The organism is Psychrobacter sp. 5A.1, from assembly GCF_030407455.1.
GTDB lineage: Bacteria > Pseudomonadota > Gammaproteobacteria > Pseudomonadales > Moraxellaceae > Psychrobacter.
On record NZ_JASDDJ010000025.1, the window covers coordinates 18426 to 43957 of the forward strand.

General features: G+C 43.5%; 25 protein-coding genes. 16 read left to right on the forward strand and 9 right to left on the reverse strand.

Annotated features, from left to right (window positions below; translation table 11 throughout):
• Positions 1-108: 108 nt before the first annotated feature.
• The 7 genes from QL982_RS07325 (at position 109) to QL982_RS07355 (ending at position 5126) form a co-directional block, all read left to right on the forward strand.
• Positions 109-672 (forward strand): YqgE/AlgH family protein, encoded by a 564-nt coding sequence (locus tag QL982_RS07325; protein ID WP_290162363.1) that lies wholly within the window; start codon positions 109-111, stop codon positions 670-672.
• A gap of 57 nt (positions 673-729) precedes the next feature.
• Positions 730-1266, forward strand: coding sequence for a Holliday junction resolvase RuvX (ruvX, locus tag QL982_RS07330; protein ID WP_290162365.1), 537 nt, complete (start codon positions 730-732; stop codon positions 1264-1266).
• Positions 1267-1356: 90 nt separating this feature from the next.
• Positions 1357-1869 (forward strand): hypothetical protein, encoded by a 513-nt coding sequence (locus tag QL982_RS07335; RefSeq protein ID WP_290162367.1) that lies wholly within the window; start codon positions 1357-1359, stop codon positions 1867-1869.
• A gap of 57 nt (positions 1870-1926) precedes the next feature.
• Positions 1927-2253 (forward strand): sulfurtransferase TusA, encoded by a 327-nt coding sequence (tusA, locus tag QL982_RS07340; protein WP_197099552.1) that lies wholly within the window; start codon positions 1927-1929, stop codon positions 2251-2253.
• A gap of 354 nt (positions 2254-2607) precedes the next feature.
• A complete protein-coding gene (locus QL982_RS07345) occupies positions 2608-3789 on the forward strand; it encodes a class I SAM-dependent methyltransferase (RefSeq protein WP_290163220.1) in 1182 nt (393 codons plus the stop codon).
• A 24-nt stretch (positions 3790-3813) separates the two neighbouring features.
• Complete coding sequence (gene xerD, locus QL982_RS07350) at positions 3814-4752, forward strand: site-specific tyrosine recombinase XerD (protein ID WP_290163221.1); 939 nt, start codon at positions 3814-3816, stop codon at positions 4750-4752.
• 44 nt (positions 4753-4796) lie between these two features.
• Positions 4797-5126, forward strand: coding sequence for a DUF3817 domain-containing protein (locus tag QL982_RS07355; protein WP_290163222.1), 330 nt, complete (start codon positions 4797-4799; stop codon positions 5124-5126).
• Between the two features lie 39 nt (positions 5127-5165).
• Here the strand turns inward: QL982_RS07355 and QL982_RS07360 are convergent, their stop codons facing one another.
• Entirely contained in the window at positions 5166-5609 is a 444-nt protein-coding gene (locus QL982_RS07360) for a PH domain-containing protein (protein ID WP_290163223.1), read from the reverse strand.
• Positions 5610-5850: 241 nt separating this feature from the next.
• Here QL982_RS07360 and QL982_RS07365 point away from each other — a divergent pair, with 241 nt between their 5' ends.
• Positions 5851-6459 (forward strand): methyltransferase, encoded by a 609-nt coding sequence (locus QL982_RS07365; protein WP_290163224.1) that lies wholly within the window; start codon positions 5851-5853, stop codon positions 6457-6459.
• Between the two features lie 114 nt (positions 6460-6573).
• Here the strand turns inward: QL982_RS07365 and lptG are convergent, their stop codons facing one another.
• A complete protein-coding gene (lptG, locus tag QL982_RS07370; RefSeq protein WP_290163225.1) occupies positions 6574-7782 on the reverse strand; it encodes an LPS export ABC transporter permease LptG in 1209 nt (402 codons plus the stop codon).
• Entirely contained in the window at positions 7782-9113 is a 1332-nt protein-coding gene (gene lptF / locus QL982_RS07375) for an LPS export ABC transporter permease LptF (protein ID WP_290163269.1), read from the reverse strand. Before lptF ends, lptG begins: the two co-directional genes overlap by 1 nt.
• Positions 9114-9610: 497 nt before the next feature.
• Here lptF and QL982_RS07380 point away from each other — a divergent pair, with 497 nt between their 5' ends.
• The 4 genes from QL982_RS07380 to sstT all read left to right on the forward strand — a co-directional run bounded on the left by QL982_RS07380 (position 9611) and on the right by sstT (position 14165).
• Positions 9611-10228 carry a cysteine hydrolase family protein gene (locus QL982_RS07380; RefSeq protein WP_290163226.1) on the forward strand — a complete coding sequence of 206 codons (618 nt, stop codon included), beginning with the start codon at positions 9611-9613 and terminating at the stop codon, positions 10226-10228.
• A 224-nt stretch (positions 10229-10452) separates the two neighbouring features.
• Positions 10453-12099: a leucyl aminopeptidase gene (locus tag QL982_RS07385; protein ID WP_290163227.1), complete on the forward strand. Its 1647-nt coding sequence runs from the start codon at positions 10453-10455 to the stop codon at positions 12097-12099.
• Positions 12100-12106: 7 nt separating this feature from the next.
• Entirely contained in the window at positions 12107-12607 is a 501-nt protein-coding gene (locus QL982_RS07390; protein WP_290163228.1) for a DNA polymerase III subunit chi, read from the forward strand.
• Positions 12608-12962: 355 nt separating this feature from the next.
• On the forward strand, positions 12963-14165 hold the full coding sequence (gene sstT, locus QL982_RS07395) for a serine/threonine transporter SstT (protein ID WP_290163229.1): 1203 nt from the start codon (positions 12963-12965) through the stop codon (positions 14163-14165).
• 92 nt (positions 14166-14257) lie between these two features.
• On the opposite strand, the gene QL982_RS07400 is transcribed toward sstT, so the two are convergent.
• From QL982_RS07400 to QL982_RS07420, 5 genes are all read right to left on the reverse strand, one after another.
• Positions 14258-14797 (reverse strand): hypothetical protein, encoded by a 540-nt coding sequence (locus tag QL982_RS07400; protein WP_290190250.1) that lies wholly within the window; start codon positions 14795-14797, stop codon positions 14258-14260.
• Between the two features lie 3 nt (positions 14798-14800).
• Positions 14801-15121 carry a chaperone modulator CbpM gene (locus QL982_RS07405; RefSeq protein ID WP_110922096.1) on the reverse strand — a complete coding sequence of 107 codons (321 nt, stop codon included), beginning with the start codon at positions 15119-15121 and terminating at the stop codon, positions 14801-14803.
• Between the two features lie 120 nt (positions 15122-15241).
• Positions 15242-16237, reverse strand: a complete 996-nt coding sequence (locus QL982_RS07410) for a DnaJ C-terminal domain-containing protein (RefSeq protein WP_290163231.1) — start codon at positions 16235-16237, stop codon at positions 15242-15244.
• A gap of 151 nt (positions 16238-16388) precedes the next feature.
• Entirely contained in the window at positions 16389-18449 is a 2061-nt protein-coding gene (locus QL982_RS07415) for a DUF4105 domain-containing protein (RefSeq protein WP_290163232.1), read from the reverse strand.
• A 128-nt stretch (positions 18450-18577) separates the two neighbouring features.
• On the reverse strand, positions 18578-19069 hold the full coding sequence (locus QL982_RS07420; RefSeq protein WP_290163233.1) for a DUF3015 family protein: 492 nt from the start codon (positions 19067-19069) through the stop codon (positions 18578-18580).
• 481 nt (positions 19070-19550) lie between these two features.
• Here QL982_RS07420 and QL982_RS07425 point away from each other — a divergent pair, with 481 nt between their 5' ends.
• Complete coding sequence (locus QL982_RS07425) at positions 19551-19913, forward strand: septal ring lytic transglycosylase RlpA family protein (RefSeq protein WP_290163234.1); 363 nt, start codon at positions 19551-19553, stop codon at positions 19911-19913.
• Positions 19914-19988: 75 nt separating this feature from the next.
• Here QL982_RS07425 and QL982_RS07430 read toward each other — a convergent pair whose 3' ends face one another.
• Positions 19989-22010, reverse strand: a complete 2022-nt coding sequence (locus tag QL982_RS07430; protein ID WP_290163236.1) for an ATP-binding cassette domain-containing protein — start codon at positions 22008-22010, stop codon at positions 19989-19991.
• Positions 22011-22485: 475 nt separating this feature from the next.
• Here QL982_RS07430 and erpA point away from each other — a divergent pair, with 475 nt between their 5' ends.
• From erpA to QL982_RS07445, 3 genes are all read left to right on the forward strand, one after another.
• Positions 22486-22866, forward strand: a complete 381-nt coding sequence (gene erpA / locus QL982_RS07435; protein WP_110922102.1) for an iron-sulfur cluster insertion protein ErpA — start codon at positions 22486-22488, stop codon at positions 22864-22866.
• Positions 22867-23223: 357 nt separating this feature from the next.
• Complete coding sequence (gshA, locus tag QL982_RS07440) at positions 23224-24798, forward strand: glutamate--cysteine ligase (protein ID WP_290163239.1); 1575 nt, start codon at positions 23224-23226, stop codon at positions 24796-24798.
• Between the two features lie 69 nt (positions 24799-24867).
• Positions 24868-25398 carry a disulfide bond formation protein B gene (locus QL982_RS07445; protein ID WP_290163241.1) on the forward strand — a complete coding sequence of 177 codons (531 nt, stop codon included), beginning with the start codon at positions 24868-24870 and terminating at the stop codon, positions 25396-25398.
• Positions 25399-25532: the final 134 nt, after the last annotated feature.

The following is a 25532-nucleotide window of genomic DNA, read 5'->3' on the forward strand; positions in this document are numbered from 1 at the left end:
GGCGAAGGCTGGGTAATGGTCAGTGGCAGTTGGCGTGAATCTTGCTTTTCTATTGGTTATCACCATATAGTGGTCTTTCACCCTTATTATTAGGTTGCATTTGCTTCTATGTCTAAAACCAATTTGACCCATCATTTCTTAATAGCGGCACCAGAGCTGTCAGACCCAAGGTTTGAGCAGGCGCTAATCTATATCTGCCGCCATGACAAGCACGGTGCGTTAGGTCTGATGGTCAATCGTCCATTAGAGCAGGCGCGAGTGGGTAAACTTCTAGAAGATTTAGACATTGAAGTGACTGATGCACAAGTGATGGAAGATGTGGCATTAGAAGGCGGCCCTATGTATCCTGAGGTTGGCTTTGTGCTGCATACTGGCCAACCAGATTGGGCATCGTCTTTTGCGATATCAGAAAATGTCTGCATCACGACCAGTCAAGATATCCTCAAGCGTATCGCCGCAGGTCAAGGTGTCGGTCATTATCAACTGTGCTTGGGTCATGCCAGCTGGGGCAAAAAACAGCTAGACCAAGAGTTGAACAATGGCGATTGGTTAGTGTGTCCTGCGGATCTAAACTTATTGTTTGATACGCCATTTGAAGAGCGCTGGCAAATAGCCGCTGATAAAATCGGAATCAACTTTGATTATCTAAGCAGTGATATCGGTCACGCTTAGCCTCATATGCTTCATGAATGCAGAAATAAAAAATTAAAACAGGATACATCCGTTACTATGGTAGATAGCACTCTCATAACAGATAGCACCGATGCAATAGAGACTGATACTGGCGTTGCTGAAGCGACCGTTAAGCCACATCTTGTCTTAGCTCTAGACTATGGCGTCAAAAAAATGGGGATGGCACTTGGTAATACCATTACCGAGACAGCGCGTGCCTTTGATATTTTAGCGATGAATAATGGTCAACCTGACTGGGACAATCTACTGGGTATTATCAAGGTATGGGGCGTGTCAAAGGTGGTCGTCGGTCTACCGCTTAATATGGATGGTAGTAGCTCGATGCTATCTAAGCGTGCGCATAAATTCGCTCGTCGCCTAGCACATAGAGTTATGGAGCAGCATCTGCCAGTGGTCGTGTCACTCTGTGATGAACGCCTGACCTCAGTCGCAGCGCGAGAAATTGCTTGGGACAATGGCTGGATTAAGAATGAGCGCGACCCTATTGATGATATTTCTGCATGTATCCTGATGTCGACGTACTTTGCTGATCCGAATAGTAGTATTGCCATCGATGCAATCAAAGCAGATTAGCTTAGCAATCAGCTTGCCACTCCTATGCCAATAATTTCTGCTATATAGTGAATTGACTATATCATCTCAACGGATAAACAACTGATTACTATGACCATTGTCTCAGACCAACCCTCGCAAAATAAGTCGCAACATGGTTTTGCCCCGCTTGCCATTGCTCGCATTAAAGGCGCACAGCGGGCAAACCAAATAGCGATTTATCTCATTTATGCTGCTATTCTAGCATTTATGGTCTTTGGCACCATTGCCAGTATTAAAGCATTTCATGACAATCAACTGCTTTATCAACTATTTTATAATTTGCCCTATGCCTTGGTTGCGCTCACGATTCCCATTACGCTTTATGACGCCTTAGTCGTTTATCGTTATCGTTTGAACCAACCGTCGATGATTGCAATGAGTATCGGTGTATCGACCATTATATTGATTGGTGGGCTATTATTTGCTGACACTGCATGGTTGGGGTTGTCCTGTTGGTTGGGGGTGGCTTTTTTATTCAAAGTGAGCTTTAAGCGCTTTTTTAACTTTTTAGAAGTGGCTGACTTGCCTGAGACTGACGAAGAGACCGAAAGTCTAGACGATTTAGAAAGCACGCCCAGATAAGCGATTAAGCAAACCATCTATTCTCAAACCCACCTACTTAGCTTTACGATAACGACTATGACAACTTCAATAACAGATATTTCTATCAGCCATCATCTGGACACGCAGGGGCTTATTTGCCCTGAGCCTGTGATGATGCTACATCGAGTCATTCGCAAAGCAGACAGTGGCGAGGTGATTGAAATATTGGCGACTGATCCTGCCACCACGCGCGATATTCCTAATTTCTGTCGTCATTTGGGTCACGAACTATTGGCTCAAGAGACGCTGGCTGAGAACGTGAGCTTAGATACTGACCCTGATGAAATCAAGGTCGATAGTGATGATACTGCACCTATGAGCGTGACGCTTTATCGCTATTTGGTTAAGAAAAAAAGCGCTTAAAAACGTTCAACAACTTTAGAACACTAGGGTCTGTTGAACATTCAAATGTGGTGCTGGCAGTCACTATTTTTTAGACAATATGCAGTGAAATTTTTGACGCCTAGTCATTCTAGGTTAAACAATTTCGCCATATATTGGCAGAAAATAGTACTGCCCTGAAAGGCTGATGCTAAAATCACCCCAAACGTTGTTGCAATCCTAGTTAAGGTCTCGACATTATCGTCGGCTTGCGCCTAATTTGGTGCAATTTTAGCAATCAGCAGCTCTAATATTTGAATGTTCAACAGACCCTAATAATATAAAGATATCTTTGATTTATACGAGATATATCTTTCACAAAAGGTAGGCTACTACGTGTTACAAACAGAAAAGCAGTATGTACAATGGCAAGAAAACGAAACTCTACGTAATGCTCTTTGGTTGTCTGAAAGCAATCATATGCCACCTGCGCGCGTTGTATTGGTTGATGATACAACGACCGCAGATGACGCTTACCGTTTGGCTTGCGAAGGCACATCACTGCTATGGCGCGGTGACTTTCATAATGCACGGCAATTGCTACAAGCACTTGGTCGTCGCATAGATCGCACGAATGAGCGCTCTGAACAGCGTAAGATTAAGAAAGCGGCGAATAAACCTAACACAGCAAAGGTTAAAGGCATTCCCAACTTATTTCATCAGCAGCGTCAATTACAAGCCCAGCGCTCACGCATATTAAGCCGTCTGCTACTAGAGCTTGATGCCAGTTATGTCAGCCAACTACGCCGTGCCCCTGATGTCAGTGCGGCCTGCACAGCAGCTTTTGGTGCAATCGATGAACCATGCGTATTATCATTTCGTGATATGCAAGGCGCACTTGGCGCGGCAGGATGGCGCGAAAAAGGCGTCCCAATAGACAGCTTAGGGTTATCAATTTTCCCGCATTATGGTGTGTTTGCGCCAACTCGTCATGAGTATGTGCAGCTATTGCTCGATGCACCGCTACCAGCGATCCATGATGTCGCCTATGACATCGGTACTGGCACGGGTTTATTGGCCATTATCTTAGCGCAGCGCGGCATCCCACAAGTGATTGCCACTGACTTAAATCCGCGTTCTTTGGCCTGTGCTAGCGAGAACTTTGCGCGTTTGACGTTATCTAACGTACAGTTACAGCAAGCGGATTTGTATCCAACTGATGCACCACTTGCTAATCTAATTGTCTGCAATCCTCCTTGGTTACCTACTAAGCCAAGCTCACCGCTCGAATATGCAGTCTATGATGCCAATAGCGCGATGTTGCGTGGGGTGTTGCAGGGCGCTAAACAGCACTTAGCTGAGCACGGAGAGCTTTGGTTGATAATGTCGGACTTAGCTGAGCACCTGCAACTGCGAACTCGTGATGAATTATTAAGCTTGTTTGCCGATGCTGGATTGGCAGTAAAATATCGTCTCGATACAAAACCGAAGCATGGTCGCAGTCAAGATGATACCGACCCTTTGCATGTCGCACGCAGTGCTGAAGTTACCTCGTTATGGTGTTTAACGCTTATCTAACCTGCAACCATCGAGTATTGAGTTATGAGCCGTGATCGTGCCGTGCAACAGCGCCAACCTAAGGCGCTGGCAGTAGATGACGAACCCAGTTATATGACTGAGTTTCGTCAAGCCATGCTGGCACGTGGTCTAGCGACTCGTACTCGTAATGCGTATGTCCGCGACCTGCGCTCCTGCGAGCTGACCAATCCTATCGCCCTGACACGCTGGCAGCTTGACGACGTGCTGCACTGCTTATCAACCCTCACTCAAGAAGGCAAAACCCCACGTACCCAAGCACGCATGCTCTCAAGCTTGCGTCAGTTTTATCTGTGGATGATTGCCAGTAATCTGCGTGAAGACAATCCTTGCGAGCGTATCAAAAGCCCAAAGCTTGGTCGTCCATTACCGAAAGACTTAGCAGAAGCAGATGTCGATAATCTACTTGCCTCGCCTGATACCAGCACCGCGCTTGGACTGCGTGATAAAGCCATGTTAGAGGTGCTATACGCCTGCGGTCTACGAGTGAGTGAGTTGATTAACCTCTCATTAGAACAAGTGAATCTAAACTCAGGTTGGCTACAAATTACGGGGAAAGGCAATAAAACGCGACTGGTGCCACTCGGCGAATATGCAAACGATGCGCTAGAAGATTATCTAACGCATGCTCGTGGAGACTTGATTGCTCATTTGAAATCAGGAAACTGCCAAGCGGTGTTTTTAACGGCTCAAGGTGGCTATATGACACGGCAGAATTTTTGGTATTTGCTTAAGAAATATGCCAAAGTCGCCAGTATCGATAAAGAGCTATCGCCGCATACCCTTCGCCACGCTTTTGCCACGCATTTGCTAAATCATGGCGCTGATCTTCGTAGCGTACAGTTATTACTTGGGCACAGTGACTTATCTACCACGCAAATTTATACCCACGTGGCGACAGCAAGATTGCAGAAATTACATGCGGAGCATCATCCGCGAGGTTAGGATCGAAATCTAATATTTATTGATGATTGTAAAAGGAATATATTGTGTCGCAAGCTCAACCGTCTACCTTAACAAAGAGTCAAAATTCTGCACTCAAAAACCTCACCATCGCGGGTTATTTAGAAGGCACTTCTTTTTTATTATTACTCGGTATCGCGATGCCGCTAAAATATATGTTCGATATCCCAGAGGCGGTGAGATATATCGGTATGGCACATGGGGCGTTATTCATTGCCTATATCCTAATGCTCGTAATGGCAGCTAGCAAAATAAAAATGCCGCTATGGGCAATGCCTGTAGGCGTAGTCGGCTCTTTCTTGCCATTTGGGCCGTTTATATTTGATTATTTATTAAAGAAGAGTTTGAAGAAATAGTTTCAAGAAAAATTCTATATCAGGAACGATAATGCCACTCTATTCGCCTGCTGTATCTATCACTATTCTAGGATTACGTGCCCGTATCTCGCAATAAAAACGTGATTTGTCTTTTGGTGAGATTAGTATTTCTTCATCTTTATATAATATTTCAATCCTATCCAATGATAGTGCTGGCGCAGAACTCATGCTTTGTGTTGGCATAATATAGGTGATATCTGTAAGCTCAATTTTTTGAACAGAGAACCCACTATCTACTTGTAGTTGGTCATTCGTTAATATGTACTTAGTACCGAAAAAAGGGATGAGCATTAGTGCTGCAAAAGGTATGAGAATAACCGTCATTAATATAGTTTGTATGAGGGATTTGTGAGCGTCTCGCTTCCACTGCCATAATGGAACAGACACAGTAAATAAACTCAAACCCCAAAGTAACAGTGCAAGCCATAAGTCTACTTTAGATACGAATATAATGTCTGGCATAAATAATACTTAGCGACTATTAGGTTAAATTCGATTCTATATTAAGCGATACCTCTTATCTAATATCTCTAGCATTTTTTCTTAAAAATTTTTGCGATACAGCAAAATGCAGTTCTAGAAATAGGATGCTGCAAGTTTACCCTTTTCTAGTTACAATACCCTTATTAAAGTGCGTCATGATATACATGCTGCCTAACTGGGCTGCGCACTACCTTTTACCTATCTATTATCCGAGAATCTCATGAGCCATAGACCACCTGCTGACCTATTAAAAAATGCCGAACACTGGCGCGAAGATATCAATTTTCGCCAAGAGGTGCTTGGCAAGCCGTTTGATTTTTCGACCACGTGGGGTATTTTCTCTCCGCAAAAACTTGATGATGGTAGCCTGATGCTGCTTGATTATGTGGATTTTCAAGCGGATGACGATTCTATCGATTTAGGTTGTGGCTATGGCGTACTTGGTATGACAGCAGCGCGTGAATGTCCAAACGGTCTGCATACGTTGATTGATAAAGACTTTATGGCAGTAGAATATGCGCGCCGTAACTGTGAGAAAAACGGTCTGAAAAATGTCGATGTGCATTTATCAAATGGCTTTAACCATGTGGCAAAAGACAAAGACTTTAGCCTTGTGATGTCGAACTTACCAGCCAAAGTAGGTAAAGAACAGCATTATCTGTACTTCCTCGATGCCTATGCACGCATGCGTAAAGGCGGCCGTTTTTATGTAGTGACCATCAATGGCCTACGTCAGTTTGTGAAGCGCTCATTTACCGAAGTGTTTGGCAATAGCGATAAGGTCAAGCAAGGTAAGACGTATACCATTACCATGGCGACTAAAGACTAGTTTTAACTTTACGCGATTGAGTTTCAGTCATTTAAACTGAAATTGAAATCGACATAAAAAAGCACGCTAAATTTAATTTAGCGTGCTTTTTGTTTGGTATGACCCACTGTTATTTTACATCTGGCGTTTTATTAGATATCCGCCTAATAGTGCGCTACCAATAATTGGCAATAGCACCATGAGCATGGGTGAAAAACCTGTCGCCAGCGATACAAAACCAACTAAGTCTTGAATATAGCTGAACAACAAACCAAACAATAACGCCACCACAATACGCAAGCCCAAGCTATGCGTCCGTAGTGAGCCAAAGACAAACGAGCAAGCAACGATGACCAGTGACAATATTGACAACGGTGATAGCAGCTTTTGCCAAAAGGCAACTTCATGATCTAAGGAGCGATTGCCCTGTTGGCGCATAAACGTACGATGCTCATACAGTTGCGTCAATGACAAATCCTCTGCCTTACGCGTTAGCAGATACACAGACTCTGGAGCAAATGGTAAGCTTAGCGTGTCTGATGGTGAAATGGCTTGGCTACTCTCAAATCCTTGATTGATGCTGAGCTTAACCATATCATTCAGCTGCCACTCGTAGCGATACTGCTCGCTCGGCTTGTCACTGTTTACATCTATTGGCTCACGTCCCATATATTGTCCACCCTCAGCATGGACAGCGGTTTGCAAATTACCGTTATTGTCCAAATGCCAGCGCTTCACTTCGCCAATATTGCCTGCGACATCAGCATAATCGATATATAAAATATCGCTACCATCTGGTGTGGCACTGCCATCCTCTGCGTTTTCAAATCGTGGTTGTACTGTCCAATAGCCACGTACCGAAGTGACCAGCGAGGTGCTATCCTCATCGTTAATCTGTTTTGCCAACTGGTTAGAATACGGTAGAACAAACTGATTGATGGCCAAGGCCAATAGCACAAATATCAAAGCGGGCTGTAATACCCAGCCGACGATGCGATAGATACTGACCCCAGCCGCGCGCATGACGACCAGCTCACTTTTATTGGCCAGTAAGCCCAATCCTATGACGGCCCCAAGTAGCGCACCCGTTGGAATGAATTGCTCTAAAAAGTAAGGCGAACGATAAAAGATATATTTGAGCGCCTCACCCATCGTATAACTATCATCTAGCGACTCTAGCTCTGATAGATACGAAAAAACCAGCTGTAATGCCCACAAACCAATAATGGCAGCAATAATAGCCAATAGAGCGTTGAGTTTGACATAGCGGCTAAGGACTTTTAAATTGGCAGGTTTTTTGGCCAATTGGTCAGACTCTGCAGATTTAGCAAATAAAGAGCGCATTAAGACTGCCCTCCTTGTGAGCTGTTGTTTTGATTGTCCATGCCATTGACTGAAGGGTTGGAAGTAGCGGCAGCCAGCCTATTGTCTGGTTTGCGAAAGCGCAATCGATGCTGTACACGGCTGCCCCAATTCATATAAAGTGCCAATGCCATAAACCCTAAAATTAGCCATGCATACGCCCATACGCTGACACTGTCTTTGCTCACTGCGTTTTTGAGTGAAATGATACCCAGCGCGCAGCTGACAAATAACAAGATAGAAGGAAAGAGACGCAACCAACGCCCTTGTCGTGGACGTACTTGCGCAAGCGGCACTGCCAGCATAGGCGCGATAATCATCAACCACGGTAAGGCAAAACGATAGCCAAGCTCACCTTGAGCCGCACGTAATGCATTGGTATTGTCCACTTGCGCGCTACCAGTCGCTGCTTGCCACAAAGGCCCAATTGCTTGGGTTTCGATATTGTCTTCGGTGATGATTTCCTGCGAAGACTCCGTCAAGGTAATGCGATAGCGATCAAAAGCGACTTGATTGTACTTTAGACTGCCTGCGCCGACTTCATAACGACGTCCTTGGAACAGATCCAGTTGGGTGATGCCACTGCTACCCGTGTCTACTTGCTCGGCACGCTTGGCCAGCGTAATTGTGTCTTTGCTGATGTTTTTTGCGCCACTATTGATAATATCTTTTGGTATATCAGAGATGCCAATTTGCTCGGCTGTCTCTTTATCAATGGTATTATTCATATCAGTGGCAGTGGCACTAGTATTAACATTAGCATCGACACTGTTAGCAGCACTGCCTTTTGATGCAGGTTCAGACTGAATCAATATCACATCTTGCAGTTTTTTCTTATCATCGCTGAGACTACCCACGTATAAATGATAATTGCCGCTGCTGATAAACTCGTTTGGACGAATCAAATCAAACGCACTGGTCAACGCTTGCTGTTGCCACACTGCCTCAGACGAACGTACGCCCCAAGGTTTGCCAACGATAGATAATGCGGCTTCACCAACGAACAAGGCCAATATCAATGGTGTTATCAATCGAGCAAGCTTACCGCGAGACACGCCACTGGCATTGATAACAGCCATTTCTTGATCGACATACAAGCGGCCAAACACCAACATCAAAGCGATAAAAAAGGCTAAAGGTAAAATCAACTCTAAAAAATACGGCAGGTTGTACCCAATGATCGTAAACAGCAGGCTGACATCCAAACGTCCCTCAGCCGCAATGCCAAAATAACGTATTAAACGACCGCCAAGCATCATTACCATTAAAAACCCCAACACCAAGGCAGTGGTCGAGGCAACTTGTCGAGTCATATAGCGGCGTAATATCACAATGGGTACTCTTAAACAGTTGGTATGCGCGTGAGTGATTGAGAATTTATCGTCAAATTCAAGCGGCACGGTGACGCATAATGGGCATGATATTGAATCAGTCAAATACTCAAATAATAGTAAACGTTACCGAGCGACTGATTAGTCACACTCCATAAACACAAGCGACAGATATAACCGTCAATGCTAGCATGTTTTGGCCAAAAATGGCTGTGAAATGTGTTTGAAAACATTACGCACACCTTGCTGATAGCGCATTATTGTCAATGAGTGCAAAATATATCAAATATTGAATAAAGGAGGGATTACGTCCTAAATAACATCTGATGAATCACGTTTCTTCCGTTACGTTTTTTCTTTGGTTATTTTGGAAAACTTTGTTTGTCATTCGTATCCTTGAGGGTGTATCTCTGGTATAAATTGCTAGACTGAATGGGATTCAAAAATATTTTTATATCACCCAACGGAGCATACTAAGAATGTATAAAACCACTTCAACACCTGCTACTTTACTTGAACTCGCTGGCGGCACATTTGATACCCTTGATTGGTCAAATTGCGCCATCGTCCTTATCGACTATCAAAACGAATATGTCGATGGTGCGATGCCATTAGGACAAGCTTGCACCAACGCCATCGCCAATGCGCGCTTACTGCTTGATAAAGCCCGCGCACAGGCCATCCCTGTCTTTCATATCGCTCATCACGGTGAGGATAACGGTAATGTCTTTGATCCTTTATCTTCCAATGTCGAGATTATCGAGCAATTACAGCCACATGATGGCGAAACAGTGATTACCAAAAAGCATCCCAATTCCTTTCACGACACACAGCTTCAAGCACTTATTACAGCGGCACAAAAAAAGCAGATTATTTTTGCGGGTTTTATGAGCCATATGTGTGTCAGCTCAACCGCCCGCGCCGCATTTGATTTAGGCTTTGACAGTTTTGTGTGCCATGATGCCTGTGCCACTCGCGATCTACCGAGCGCTACAAGAGACACGATCAGCGCTGAAGTCATGCACGATACTGCGATGGCAGCGCTGCAAGACAGATTTGCCGCGATGGTAACGACTGACGAGCTGGTTAATGGCTAATATGTAGGCCTCATCGCAGAATGATCATGCAATCATAAAGTGATCGCGTCAGTTAGCACAGCACGATAATTCAAATGGATTACCTAGGCCTTGCTAACTGCGCCCTATTATCGCAATATGCTACACTGTTGTGATTGCTCGACAGACCAAATAATCTAATAATTTAACAGGTATAAGCAATCACACAAATTCTATAATTTCATGACTCTAATAAGGATAACTAGATGAATATTAAATTATCTCAGCATTTACCAAAGACTCATACACAAAAAATTCTAAAAAAAGAAGCCAAGAGCAAAGATGAAGCTTGTTTGGTCGTGTTAGTCGATGATAAGAAAAATATCTTGGCTGAATCTGCTCTAACCGATTACACGGCACGTATTGAGCAATTGATTGACGTGTCACACTTTAAAGGGAAAGCTGGTGAAACGGTTGTCGATTATGCATTGGCAGGTGACAAAAAAACCACCAAGCAAAACCCTGTACAACTATTATTAGTCGGTGTGGGTAATACGGATAAGTTCAACAACACTGTCCTGCAAAAAATTGCTAATACTATTTATAGCAGCACGCAAAAGCGGGTGTCGTCTATCACTGTCGCATTGGGTGATGCACTAGAAGAAAATCACTTCGGTCAATTTGCGCTTAATCTGTTGGCAGCGAGCTACCGCTTTGATAAATATAAATCTGAACAAGCCACGCCAATACTAACTGATATCTACCTAGTTGCTGATGCTGCATTACAGCCTGCGCTCGCATTTGCTCAGTCAGTATTTGCAGGTCAAAGTCTGACTCGCGATGTGGCCAATGAGCCAGGTAATATTTGTTTCCCAGCGTACATGGCTGGGCAAGCACAACTGCTGGCAAAAACCTATCCTGATCTACTAACGGTTAAGGTATTGGGTGAAGATGAGATGGCCGCGCTAGGTATGCATTGCTTCTTAGCAGTCGCGCAAGGCTCTACCAAAGAAGGTCAGCTGGTGCTCATGGAGTATCGCGGTAAATCCAACTTCAGTAGTGATGCTGGCTCTACCAAAGCAACGACTAACAGTGCAAAAGTCAGCGGTGGTCTAAAAGCATTGGCTGATAAACTGCCAACCAAAAAAGCGGTTAAAACCAACGATGCAAATGTGCAAGTAGCAAATGATGATGCTCCTATCGTATTGGTCGGTAAAGGCGTAACCTTTGATTCAGGCGGTATCTCAATCAAGCCCGGTGCGGCGATGGATGAGATGAAGTTTGATATGGGTGGCTCAGCCTCAGTACTTGGCACAATCAAAGCATTGTGTGAAGCACGTCTACCAATCAACGTAGTCGGCGCGCTAGCTTGTGCTGAAAACATGCCATCAGGTGATGCGACGCGTCCAGGTGATATCGTCAAAGCAATGAATGGTCTATCGGTTGAAATCTTGAATACTGATGCTGAAGGTCGTTTAGTATTGGCAGATACTTTATGCTACGTACAGCGCTATCAGCCAAAAGCTATCATTGATGTTGCAACCTTGACTGGCGCTTGTGTGGTTGCACTCGGTAGTGTTCGCTCGGCTGTCTTTAGTAATGATGAAGACGTATTGTTTGACTTAGAAAATGCCAGTAACTTATCAGGCGATCTCATCTGGCATATGCCGTTAGATGACGAATATCAAGCGCAGCTCGAATCGCCTATCGCTGACTTGCAAAACATCGGTGGTAAAGGTGCAGGTGCTGTCACTGCTGCTTGCTTCTTGTCTCGCTTCGTAGAAGAAGGTCAAGCATGGGCGCATTTAGACATCGCTGGTACCGCATGGAACTCAGGTAAAGACAAAGCTGCAACTGGTCGTCCAGTACCACTATTTATGCAATATCTAAAAAATAGCGCAGACATGGTTTAGTCAATTTATGAAAATTAGCTTTTATGTTTTAAGCGAGAGTAAAGCCCAAGACTTCTTGGGCTTTATTTGTCAATTGACCCAAACGGCACTCAATAAAAGCACGCAGTCACTGCTGATTCTTATCGAAGATGATGCGTTACTGTCGTCGCTTGATGAGGCGTTTTGGGCACAAGAGGCCACGAGCTTTATACCACATCAATGCCTTTTGGATACAGGTGCGAAAGGTACTGATACTGAAGGCATTAATGTGGATACTGTTACTGCCCATACTAATCACGAATCGCTAGCACCTGTTCTACTTGGCAACCATATGCCAGCCGATTTCAAGGGAATCGTGCTCAATACTACGATACATCCCGTGAATACTTTTATGGCAGCGACTAGTAACGCGCAACCAACTCGAGTGCTTGAGCTGATAAAACCTGATGCGATCAGTGTTGAAGAAGGTCGTAATAAGTATAAAGCTTATCAACAATTAGGCTATGAGCTGACTCATTTTAAGGTTTAATTCCACACCTAATCACTAGGGCATGTCCTCACTCTGACCCCTAAATAGTGAACGAGCTAAAACCTCTGCATTGTTCACGATAAACAATATCTCCTACTTTCTCATACTGCGTTCTGTAACAGACCTATCCGCTTAGACAGGTATGGGTTAAAGGTAGGCGCTTATCTAAAAAAGTGCTACTATCCTTTTATTGGTTTTTTTGTTTTTTTTATAAATGTCTTATTTATAGCCAAAACCATTTAAAGCAAGTGTCAGACAACCAAACACGGATAGTACATTAACTGTATGAAGCGAAATGATCGCTATCATCACTGACCAATGCTTTGGCTATATTAACTAAATTAAGGATGTATAGATGCGTTCATTAGTTGCGATGTACCAGCGTATAGGGCTGGTTCCGCTTATTATTATTGGTTTGATTTTAGGGATATTAATCGGTTGGCTCGCGCCAAGTGTCGGGATTGCCTTAGGCTTGCTTGGTACATTATTTGTGGGTGCGCTAAAAGCAGTGGCCCCTATATTGGTATTTGTTTTGGTCATGTCTGCGATTAGCCAACACCGCAGTGGCAATGAAGTTTATGTCAAACCAGTGCTTATCATGTATATGTTCGGCACTTTTTTGGCGGCATTAACAGCGGTAGGAGCGAGCTTTTTATTTCCAACCGAATTGGTATTGGTCAATGCTACGATTGAGCAAATACCACCAGCCAATCTAAAAGAAGTATTAACCAACCTACTGATGAATTTGGTGGCGAATCCTGTCAGTGCCATCGCTGACGCCAACTATATCGGTATCTTAGCATGGGCTGTCATCATTGGTTTTGCATTGCGTCAAGCCAGCGATACCGCACGTACCGTGGTTGGTGATTTTTCTGATGCCATCTCACAAGTGGTGAAATGGGTTATTGCTCTAGCGCCTTTTGGTATCTTAGGTTTGGTCGCCAATACCGTCGCTGAGACAGGTTTTGCTTCTTTGGCAGGTTATGCGCGTATTTTGATGGTGCTGATCGGTTGTATGCTGTTCATCGCTCTGATTGCCAACCCTATTATCGTGCTGATCAAAACGGGCAAAAACCCGTATCCGCTAGTATTTACATGCTTACGTGAGTCAGGTATTACCGCATTCTTTACGCGCAGTTCAGCGGCCAACATTCCTGTCAACATGAACCTTGCTCGTAAACTGGGTCTGCACGAAGACACTTATTCAGTGACCATTCCGCTAGGTGCCACCATCAACATGGCAGGTGCAGCGATTACGATTAACGTCTTAACGCTTGCAGCGGCACATACTTTGGGTATCGAAGTAACGTTTGCGTCTGCGCTTCTACTCAGTCTGGTTGCTACGATCAGTGCTTGCGGTGCTTCTGGTGTCGCTGGTGGCTCATTGCTACTCATTCCACTAGCCGCAAGCTTATTTAGTATTCCAAACGACATTGCTATGCAAGTGGTTGCGATCGGCTTCATCATCGGTGTGATCCAAGATTCAGCAGAAACAGCGCTGAACTCGTCAACCGACGTGCTATTCACAGCAGCCGCTGATCCGACGTATTCTCGTTAATTTATAGAAAGTTAAACGCTATAAATAAAGAAGCTAAAAATAAAAAAGGGCCCAGTTTATCATTGAGGCCCTTTTTTATTGGCTATTATTTATTAGTGTCGTGGCAGCTTACCAAGAGACCAGTACACAAATATAGACGCTAATGAAATAAACAGCATGAAATATCTTAATCGTTTTTTATCACTCTCAAGTATTGCCACAGTGTCGTCATAACTACGTATAACTTTATCTTCTGACTCTAAAGTGACCACCTGCAGCCTGTTATTGGACCAACTTGGAAAACCGTCTTGTTCATACCATCCAACAGTGGCCATCTGACCAATATAGGGCTCAAAATCTTCATTTGAACCACAACTGCGGTCAGATGTACCAAAAAATGCTTGTGAATATGCGCAGGAAAACTCCAGTATTGTTTTAGTCTTTTTATCATAAAAAGCCAAATATTGGTGCATCGACTTTGAGTCAGGATCAGGCCTTACTCTCAAAACATCTAGCTTGCCAGAATAATAATTTAGCTCGTTTTCCTTGGGAAAGCTCATATCAGGATATGCCGTCATTAGCACACCACTCACAACAAATAAATTTACAGCAAGAAAGAAATCGAGTTTTCTAATAGGAGTAATTTTTACCACTAATTATTTCACCTCAATATCCACTTCAATCACTGGTGCTTGCAGGTCTAGTTGGCGTTTTAATTGGCGTAACTGCTCCACCTCATCTAACAGCTCAAGTATCAGACCAATCGCAGGGACACTGGCTTCAAAGTCGCGGCTAAGTCGTGAGGCACGGCGCACAGTCGTCAGCTGATAACCAGTAAACTGCTCTCGTTCTGGCACATCATATTCAATAATATTTTCTTCAATCAATTCGATAACCCATTGGCGCTCTTGGCCACAGGCAGATACTAGCTCATCTAAGCTCATGATAATATCGGTCAATTCAGGCGAGTGTTTCATAGCTATTATCCTCGTTTGCGCTTTATTTCATCGTTATCGTATGGTCTTCATCTCTGTTGCAGTGGTATCAGATTGTTATTAAGCACTGTCATTAAACTGTTACCAAGCCAAGCATTTCCATTAGCGTTCTATACTCGTCTCAGCAAAGGCCTGTTTTAATTGCTCATAAGCTTGGCTAGCAGCCTCAGTATTGATATCAGGATTAACAATATTCAGGGTCAAATATAAATCCCCCACTTGCTTGGCTGGAATGCCTTTACCTTTTAGTCGTAGATTGCTGCCAGATTTACTGTTTTTAGGAATGGTCACGCCAAGCTTTCCTGCAGGCGTACTGACAGTTGTTTTGTCGCCCAAAGCCGCTTCCCATGGCGCTATATTGACAGTCTGATAGACATCAGCCCCTTCTATTCGGATGTTATCTGCATGCAGGATTTTGACTTTTAGAAATAAATCACCGTTTTTACCACGACCAGCACCCGCCGCACCTTGTCCTGCTAGGCGAATCTGTTTGCCATCAGTGATGCCTTTAGGAATTTTAATTTTGAGCGTCTTATTATCATAATCTACGCTGCCATTGGTCTGACGAACAGGTACGTTTAATTTGATACTGTAGTCGTCACCATTATAGACCGAGGCCAAATCAACCGTAATCTCTGCATGTTGGTCTAGACCTTTGCTATCTTGCGACCCAAAGCCGCCACGTTGTGATTGGCCACCAGCTTGACCGTTAGTCGAGCCACGCGCGCCATGACCAAATGCTGAAAAAATATCATCGAAACGGAAACCACCATCGCCATAGGCTTCGCCATCACCGAACTGGTCTTTGACATCTTCCCAACGGAATCCACCCTGACCACTGCCCGCAGACTGACCAGAAAAACCACCACTTTGACCAGCGAAAGGATTGTCTAGCATGGCATCATATTCAGCACGCTTGTCTTTGTCTCTGATGGTCTCGTAGGCATTATTAATTTCCGCAATCTTATTATCAGCATCCAGATGGTCGCTGACATCAGGATGATATTGACGAACGAGCTTACGGTATTTTTTTTTGATATCGGCGTCTGAGGCGTCTTTTTTGACCCCTAAAATGTCATAGTAGTTTTTCTCTGCCATGTTATTAGTCCTCAAAATAAAAGCATGTTGATGATACTGGTATGCCAATTTTAAACGGTATAGTGTGACAGCTTATTTGACTGCGACATATCAGGTTGTGGCGATGACCTAATTATAATAGCAATAATAAATAAAGACGGTCGTATAAATATTACCAATAGTGATGCCAAGCTATTGCCGTATTTAACGTATCTGAGTCATCTAATATCACATCATTATCAGCCGTTACTGTGTCAGAATACGTCACTATCAGTCTGGCATCGTTATTCTTAGATAACTGTTGGCGTACTGTGAGTTTGGTCAGATTAATGGCATTATACCCCTCTCGTTTGGAGGCAATATAAGACAACTCAGCACTTTGACTATCACGTTTTGCTCGTAAACCAAGCTCAATACCAATATCTGCATGTTTGTCTTGGTCATGGACAGTCGCATTGACCATACCATAGCCAAGTAAATGCTGGCCAAATTTGGCACCTGCACCAATGCCAGCTTGTGCATAAGGGCTATGGTGCTTACACGTAAACCAATCGGTACGAGCGCCTGTTTTTAGTTGCCAAGACAATTTAGGCTCACTTGATAACGGTTGTCTAAGATCTTCAATCTGTTGCATGTCTAAGAATACAAAATCCGTTAACGTCCATTGACGCTCATCAAAACTATAGCCCAATGAAGCCTTGACCGCTTCAAAACGTTTATCAATATCCGTATAGGCGTTGAGTGGGTCTTTCACAAATAATGATAAACCAACTTCTGCCATTTCATCAGATAAAACGATTCTGGTCTGCGTGGTTTTATTGCTCAATGCTGGAGACGCTTTATTCGGGACAGGCAGCTGAGCCAAACCATTACTGGCTGGTAGTGTAAAACGCTGACTGAGCAGCACGCCTTTAAAGGCTTGCTGCTTCGGCGTGTTGTCTTGTGATATTTTATAAGTACGATGCAGAATTAAGAAATCAAGTGCAAGTGCTTTGCTCTCTTCGTCCAACGTAGCAAGTGGCGCAGTGTCCTCTGTACGAATGACAGCGTTTATGATGTCTTGTATTGGCTTTGAGAGCTGTACAAACTTCTCACGCAACTGCGTTTGCTCAGACGGCAAATAACGTACCGAAGATACGAGTGACTCAGACTCAGTTTCGCCTTCATGCTCTAATAACTGATCGAATACATAATCTGGTGCATACCAAGGGCCTATTCGCTCAGTCGTTTTTACATCGCTTATCAGCTCAAGTATCTCGCCTGAACGATAACCACAGTTTTGCTTGATGAAGTAATAGTCAAAACGAGCGGATTTTGCTTCATATAAATGGTAGTTCAATAATTGCGTATCGAATGTATCAAGATTGAGCACATACTCCCACATATCTCGTTGCTCATTCTTAGAGTATACCGCATCTTGCTTAAAGAATTCCGTCTCCGAAAACCCCGCATCATAAAGCCCAAAAAGCCCTTTAATAGCGTACATAGCGCCATTTTCATTTGCTGGAATGCGAGCGCCAAAGTTATATGAGCTATTAAGCAAATCCTCGCTAGAAAGCTCTCTGACATCCTGCACCATAGAATCTGCATCATCTATAGGCATATTGGTCTTGACCAGTACATGACCGAATGATGAGGCTGGATTTTTTAGGTAATTGCTCACCAAAATCAGGCTTATTTCCTGATTAGGATCTGGTAATTGTGAGCAATTTTTAAGATCGACATTCAATTCAGGTAGGTGATGAGTGAGCCATAAATATCTGGCTGGATATTTACAGACGACGCTTTCATCGTTACTTTGCTCTATCGTTGCCAAGAGTTCTGCATAAGGATCAAAATTGCGTTTCGAACGTGGCTTGGGGTTGGTTAAATAAAAATCTGGCGAGATAACTTCCGCCTTACCATTTTTATAAAATAATAAATGCTGCCACTGAGGATGCTTCGCCAATGACTTTAGGGTTAAGGGATCGATAACAATATTTTTATTAGTGTTTGGTTTTTGCTCTTGTACTTGCTCTTCTGCCAGTTGTTGTATGCTCTGCTCAAGACTTGGCAAACTATTGAGTTCGCTGATAGCCAAATGCGCTTCAATAGCCGTATCAGTGTTAGAAGCAATCTTATCTTCTTTGTCCATCATTACTGGCTTTGGGATATAAGCATTTGATTCATCAAGCGCTGCCGCACCAGCAGTCGTTGCCGCAAAACAAGCTACCCATAACAATATTTTTTGCATTTTATCCAGATACCCTAAATACATGAGCAATAAAAAACACGTAAGCGCTGGGCTTACGTGTTTTCATCATAAAATAATCAAAAGCTTCCGCATTCAAATAACAGCTGAATACCTAATACTTTTAATCTTTAGATAGCACAGCTTTGCTTAACGATACCAAATAGCATCTCTGCATTTTGATCTTGCGTAGCAGTACGATAGGCAGAAGTTTGAGCATATTGACCATATTGTGCACGTACGCTAGCAGCTGAATCACAGTTAGCAACACTCTGTAGTGCTGATAAATGCGCGCCTTGGCCTGAAGCTAGGTCTTTTTCTACACTTGGGAATGCTTCTTTGATCAAGACAGCAGCTTTAACATTACCACCTTGGCAAGTGGCAGGAGACATAGAATCAGAGGTAGCAGCTGTCGTACCTAGATCCCAAGTCACGTTAGAGATGATAGCAAGAATAGGGCTTGAGTTACCAAACAAAGCACCACCGATACCACACTGCTTGTAAATCTGTTCGATAGTACGACCCGTATCTGCTGTCTTAAAGTTAGAACCAAGATCCGCATTCGCTGCACTAAACGGAATCATAGCAGCAACAACTGAAGCAAACGCAATTTTTTTCAACATAAAATGTCCTTAAAGGAGGATAAAAAATAGGTTATTTGACAATACAATCAAACTTATTATGAGTATCTTTGATTGACATTCCAGAATAATGTTTAACCTTGCGCATTGTACAAAATAGTAAGAATATAGCAAGTTTTTTTTACATCAGTTTGGTTTGTTTTTAATCAAATTTTTATAACGTTACTCATGCCATATCAATCGTTTTACTGTTCATCTATTAGCTACTCATGTTGAATGACTAACACCGCAATATTTTGTTGGCTTCTTTATGATAATCAATCTCTATAAACCCGTTATTTATTCCTAAAAATTTATTTTTCTTCATAAAAAACAAGTATTTGGAATTATGAGTTTTTTACACAGTAGTAATACTATGACAAGCTCTTTATTGTAAAATATCTATATTATTCATACTCATAGGGAGTGTGGGTAACATAGGCAAGAGTATCTGTCTATTTTATAAATTACTTAAAGGTAATGAATGTCTTATTTAATCAGGTCCTTGGTTGTCACGTTATCACTATTGCTGAGTACCACTGTTTTCGCTGGCAACACCAGTTATTACGGTAGTAAGTTTCATGGCAAACGAACGGCTAGTGGTAGTATTTTTGATATGCATTCTTTAACTGCTGCTCATAAAACTCTACCATTTGGTACAAAAGTACAAGTAACCAACCAAAAGACAAAGCAGAGTGTTATTGTAAAAATCACAGATAGAGGCCCTTTTATTCGAGGTCGTATTCTAGATTTATCAAAAGCCGCTGCTGGTCAAATAAACTGTCAATTATGTACAACGACAATGAAAATACTGTCTTACGGTGATGGTAAATATCGTAAGGAATAATGTAATAAAAAGGGAGGGCTAACGCCCTCCCTTTTTTATAATGGATGATATAAGCCAATACCGACTGCTGTCTCTTTACTCAAATCTGGCTTCCATTTCTTCTAAAGTCGTCATCGATACCAGTAATCTCTCTTCATTATCACTATGCTGCTGCTGTAGCGCTGTTTGCTCATTGAGTAATACGAGCAAGTCAGACTTACGGCTCTCTTCATACAGATCCGTGTTAGCCAGCTTTTCTTCTAGCGTCACGAGCTGGCCATCAATCTTAGCCAATAGCTTTTCTGTGTCTTCTATCTCACGGCGGATAGGTGCAGTGATTTTGCGTTGTTCAGCAGCCAATTTACGCTGTTCTTCTTTACTAAGTGCAGGCGTTACAGCTTTACTTTTTGATGAAGTATCAGCTGCTTTGTTGCTGATTTGACTATTATCTGTTTCACGTGAAACGAATTTTTTACTCTCTTTTTTACTTTTCTTCTTGCCAGTATTTTTATCTGATGCGTTCTCTTGTTTGCGCTTTTCTGCCAGCCATTTGCCATAGTCGCTGATGTCGCCATCGAACTCTTCGATAATACCGTCATGTACCAAAAACAGCTCATCACAAACGTTAGCAATCAACTCTCGATCATGCGAGACCAGTACCACTGCCCCTTCGAAGCCTTGTAGCGCGATGGTCAATGCTTGACGCATTTGCAAATCTAAATGGTTGGTTGGCTCATCAAGTACCAGCACGTTCGGGCGTTGCCAAACAATTAAGGCTAGCGTCAAACGCGCACGCTCACCACCTGAGAACAGTTCACTTGGGGTGTCAATACGCTCACCACGGAAGTCAAAGCTACCTAAGAATGAACGTAGCATCGCATCAGACGTCTTGCCCGCTAGACGACGTAGCATCTCTATCGGAGTGGCTTTAGCATCTAAGATGTCCATTTGATGCTGGTTAAAATAGCCCAGTTTCAGCGTATCAGACATACGATACGTGCCTGTTAATACACCAAGCTCACCAACCAACGCCTTAATGAGTGTTGATTTACCTGCGCCATTCATACCTAGCAGGCCAAGACGCGTATCTGGCGTCACCTGTACATTGGCATTATGCAGCAGTGGTACGTCACTATAACCAATATCCGCTTTCGTCAGCTCAATCAGCGGTGAGCTCATATTGGCTGGTTCATAAAAACGGAACGAGAACGGGTTGTCCGCCATCATAGGAGACAGCTCCGCCATACGCTCAAGCTGCTTGATACGGCTCTGGGCCTGTTTGGCTTTACTGGCTTTGGCACGGAAACGGCGAATAAAGTCATCCAAATGTGCCTTGGTTGCTTCTTGCTTCTCAAACGCTTGCTGCTGCTGTGCCATACGCTCATGACGGGTGCGAATGAACTGCTGATAGTTACCGGTATAAAGGGTGATTTTTTGTTGTTCGACATGCAAAATATGACCGACCGTCGCATCCAAAAACGCTTGGTCATGTGAGATGACAATCACGAGACCCATAAAAGCATTGATCCACGTTTCTAGCCAAAGAATCGCATCCAAATCCAAATGGTTGGTCGGCTCATCGAGCAACATAAGATCCGCACGGCTCATCAAAGTTTTGGCAAGGTTTAAGCGCATACGCCAACCACCCGAAAAACCTTCTACTGGTAGCTCATGCTGACTCGTCTTAAAGCCAAGACCTGCCATAATTTGCGCCGCTTTGGTGGGCGTACGATAGCCATCAATTTCATCAAACTGCTGATGCAATATCCCAATTTGTTCATCACTGACGCTACTCAAATCATTTAGCGAAGCATTAATCTCATACCACTGCTCATCACCGCTCAATACATAATCAATGGCTGTCTGCTTAGTCGCGCCAACTTCCTGCGCCATATGCGCCACATGCCAGCTGTCAGGAATGCTCACTTCGCCCTTATCAAGGGTCACTTCCGTATCGCCCTTACCCATTCGCGTGAGTAATAAAGCGAACAAAGTAGATTTGCCAGTGCCGTTATTGCCTGTTAAGCCAACCTTGTGACCCGGATGTAGCTGGAAGCTTGCCCCTGCAAACAATTCACGACCATCACGGCGAACACCAACGTCTTTAAATTCGATCATATAATTTCTTCATCTCAACAGTAATATAAAAAATAAGGCAATAAAAACACACATCTGGCATGCTAACTGGCGGCTATTATTTCAAACGCTTGCCCGATAGGCAAACGATTAAATAACTATTTCAAAACTAAGTATTTATTCAGATAAAAAGCCTTTGGTTTTATAGTCAATTATGAGGAGCATAAAGGCTCATATATCATGGGTTAAATTCGGTTAGCGGCGTCACTCTTGACAAACGAATCAGCACCCCCATTATGATATACTGCTAAAAGATAAGTGCTCACAATCAATAAAGCGTGGTGATGGCACAAATACCAGCTTGATATGGCACAAACAGCTTATAATGCACCAATAGCTTTATCCTAATAACAGCACCCAATTCAATCAAACGCCGTGCGTATCTTTATTTGCAACCATTTCATTGCAAACCCAAACAGGACGACGACCGCATTTGATCCTAGCAACTGAGGTAGATATGAACGAATCAGCCAACCAATTTAGTCCAAGCTCGAGCCAGCCAGTAGATCCAACGGTATTAAGCCTAACCGATAGTGCCGCACAAAAAGTACGCCGCCTACGTGAAGAAGAAGGTGATAGCGACCTTATGCTACGCGTCTATGTGACTGGCGGTGGCTGCTCAGGTTTTTCTTATGGGTTTAATTTTGCCAATGAGTTGAATGAAGATGATGCTAACTTTGACAATGAAGATGTGACCTTAGTGGTTGATTCGCTGAGCTATCAATATCTGCAAGGCTCTACCGTTGACTACACTGAAGGGTTAGAAGGCGCACGCTTTATCGTGACCAACCCGAACGCAACGACTACTTGTGGCTGTGGCTCATCATTCTCTATTTAAATGCGTGTAGCCGCTGGATCATTAAGATGCCATTTATACATATATAGTGCGCTATCCTTGTGCTGGCGGGCTTAGAGCATGACAGTCAAAGCATCTATCTCTCAGGTAGATGCTTTTTGCTTCCTTGGTTTCAGAGCGCATGAATCATGGCGTTATGTACCAATAATACGACCTAACCACCCATGGAAATTCAGGCAGATAAGCCATTGTAAAGCTTATCCTATTTGTAATTGTCCGTGGTTTTCAGGGCAGCTTTGAGCTAAACTGACGGAATCCTTAATCCAATATTTACCTCTTTTATGGTCAAGCGCTAGTCGTGTTTTGATCCGCCATAATAAATAACAATAGATGACTATTATGAGTAATTTTGCGAGTAGCTTTGTAAACTTTGAACTGCCTAGCTGGTTTGACAGCGAGCATTTAACAGGCATGTTACGTGGTATCGAAAAAGAAGGTTTGCGCGTCAGGCCTGATGGCTACTTGGCGCAGACGCCGCATCCAGCCAAACTTGGGTCAAAACTTACCCACCCATTTATCACGACTGACTACTCAGAAAGCCTACTTGAGCTCATCACTGACCCCAAGACTTCACCAAAAGAGACACTCAATATGCTGCGCCAGTTGCACGTATTGGTCTATCAGGGTATGCCTGAGGGTGAGCTGATGTGGCCACTATCAATGCCTTGCATGCTGTCCTCGAATGATGAAGATATCCCATTGGCTGATTATGGTAGCTCTAATACGGGTAAGCTAAAAACCCTATATCGTAGTGGTCTGGGCATTCGTTATGGTCGCCGCATGCAAACGATTGCAGGTTTGCATTATAACTTGTCTTTTGGTGATACGTTGTTTGAAACATGGCAAGCCAAAACACCAACCGCCCAAACCCAAACGCTAACAGAGTTTAAAAACGAAAAATACTTAGGGCTTATCCGTAACTTTAAGCGATTAACCAGTCTGGTTCTCTATCTATTGGGTGCCAGTCCAAGCGTTTGTCCTTGTTTCTTAGCGGGTCGCGAGCATGATTTGGAGCGACTCAACGACTCCACCTATTATAAGCCTGCCGCGACTAGCCTGCGCATGGGTAAGCTTGGCTATACCAATAGCGTGCAAGAGCAACTTGATATTCGTTATAACTATCTGCCAGAGTACGTCGCTGGTCTACGCCGTGCGATTCAAACGCCACACGAGCGCTTTGCGAAGCTTGGCCTAGAAGATGCGGATGGCAATCCTATCCAAATTAACAATCATATCCTCCAGATAGAAAATGAATATTACAGCCCTATTCGTCCCAAACAAATTGCGATGAGTGGTGAGACACCGACCGAAGCACTTGAACGTCGCGGTATTGCCTATGTTGAATTCCGTGCTATCGATCTCGACCCATATAGTGATGTTGGTATTCGTCTGTCTAGTGCTTGCTTCCTAGAAGTGATGGCGCTGTATTGTCTGTTCAATGACTCGCCAGATCTGCTCCCTGAAGAAGAAGATATCCTAGCCATCAATCTTGAGCGGGTCGTCAACGAAGGCCGCCGTGATGATTTACACATCATTAATAATGGCCAAGAACAATCTCTCGAAAGCTGGATGCTCACACATTTAGAGCGCATGCAGCCACTTGCTGCATTGCTTGATGCTCACTATGGCGGTAATGACTACCGTGCAGCTGTGGCATTGATGCAAGGCAAAGCGGGACACTCTGAATCGACTATTTCTGCACAAGTCAATTCTGATAGTCAGCGTTTGGGCAGTCTATGGCAGCTTGGCTTTACGTTGGCTCAGCAGCATCGTGAATCTCTATTGCAGCTGACACTCAGCCCAAATAACCAAGCGAAATATGAAGTGTTGGCAGAAAAATCCATCTTACAGCAAGCTGAGATTGAACAGTCTGAGACAGAAGACTTCATGGAATTTGTGCAACAATATCGCTAAACCTTAATCGCTAAATTCTGATTGCTACCCAATATCTATTGTAGATAAACACATAAGAGTAACCGCACAATGCGACAGTTAACCACCTACCGTAACTTGCAAGTATTTTTGGTGCTAATGGCCATAATAGGCATGAGTTTTGCGATGCTCTATTTACAGCGTAATCTAGGGCTCTCACCTTGCCCGCTTTGTATTTTTCAGCGTGTTGGTCTCATCATCATGGGTGGTTTTGCCCTGATAGCAGCACTATTTAATCCCAAGTCTAAAGTGATGAGACTGCTATTGTGGCTTGGCAGTTTGGCAGGTATTGGTTGGGCGACTTCTGTGGCAGGACGCCATGTTTGGCTACAGCACTTACCTGCTGATCAAGTGCCGTCATGTGGTCCAGGGCTTAACTATTGGCTTGACACCCTTCCTATGCTGCAAGTATTCAAAGAGGTTTTTGCAGGCTCAGGCGAATGCGCCGCGATTGACTGGACCTTCATGGGACTGAGTATCCCTGAGCAGTCTTTGATTTTCTTCAGTATATTACTCATAGTACATGTGCTGATATTATGGCGTATCATAAAACCTACTAATCAAAAGAGTATTGCTCGATAGACCATTAGGCTTTTATCCTTCTACTATCTGCGTCTCTCAAAACAGACATTGCTATCCTCTGTAGTGGTCAACTAATTTAGGACACCTGATAAGAGGTTTTTATTAAAGTAGCGCTTCTCTTTTTCTAACGGTGT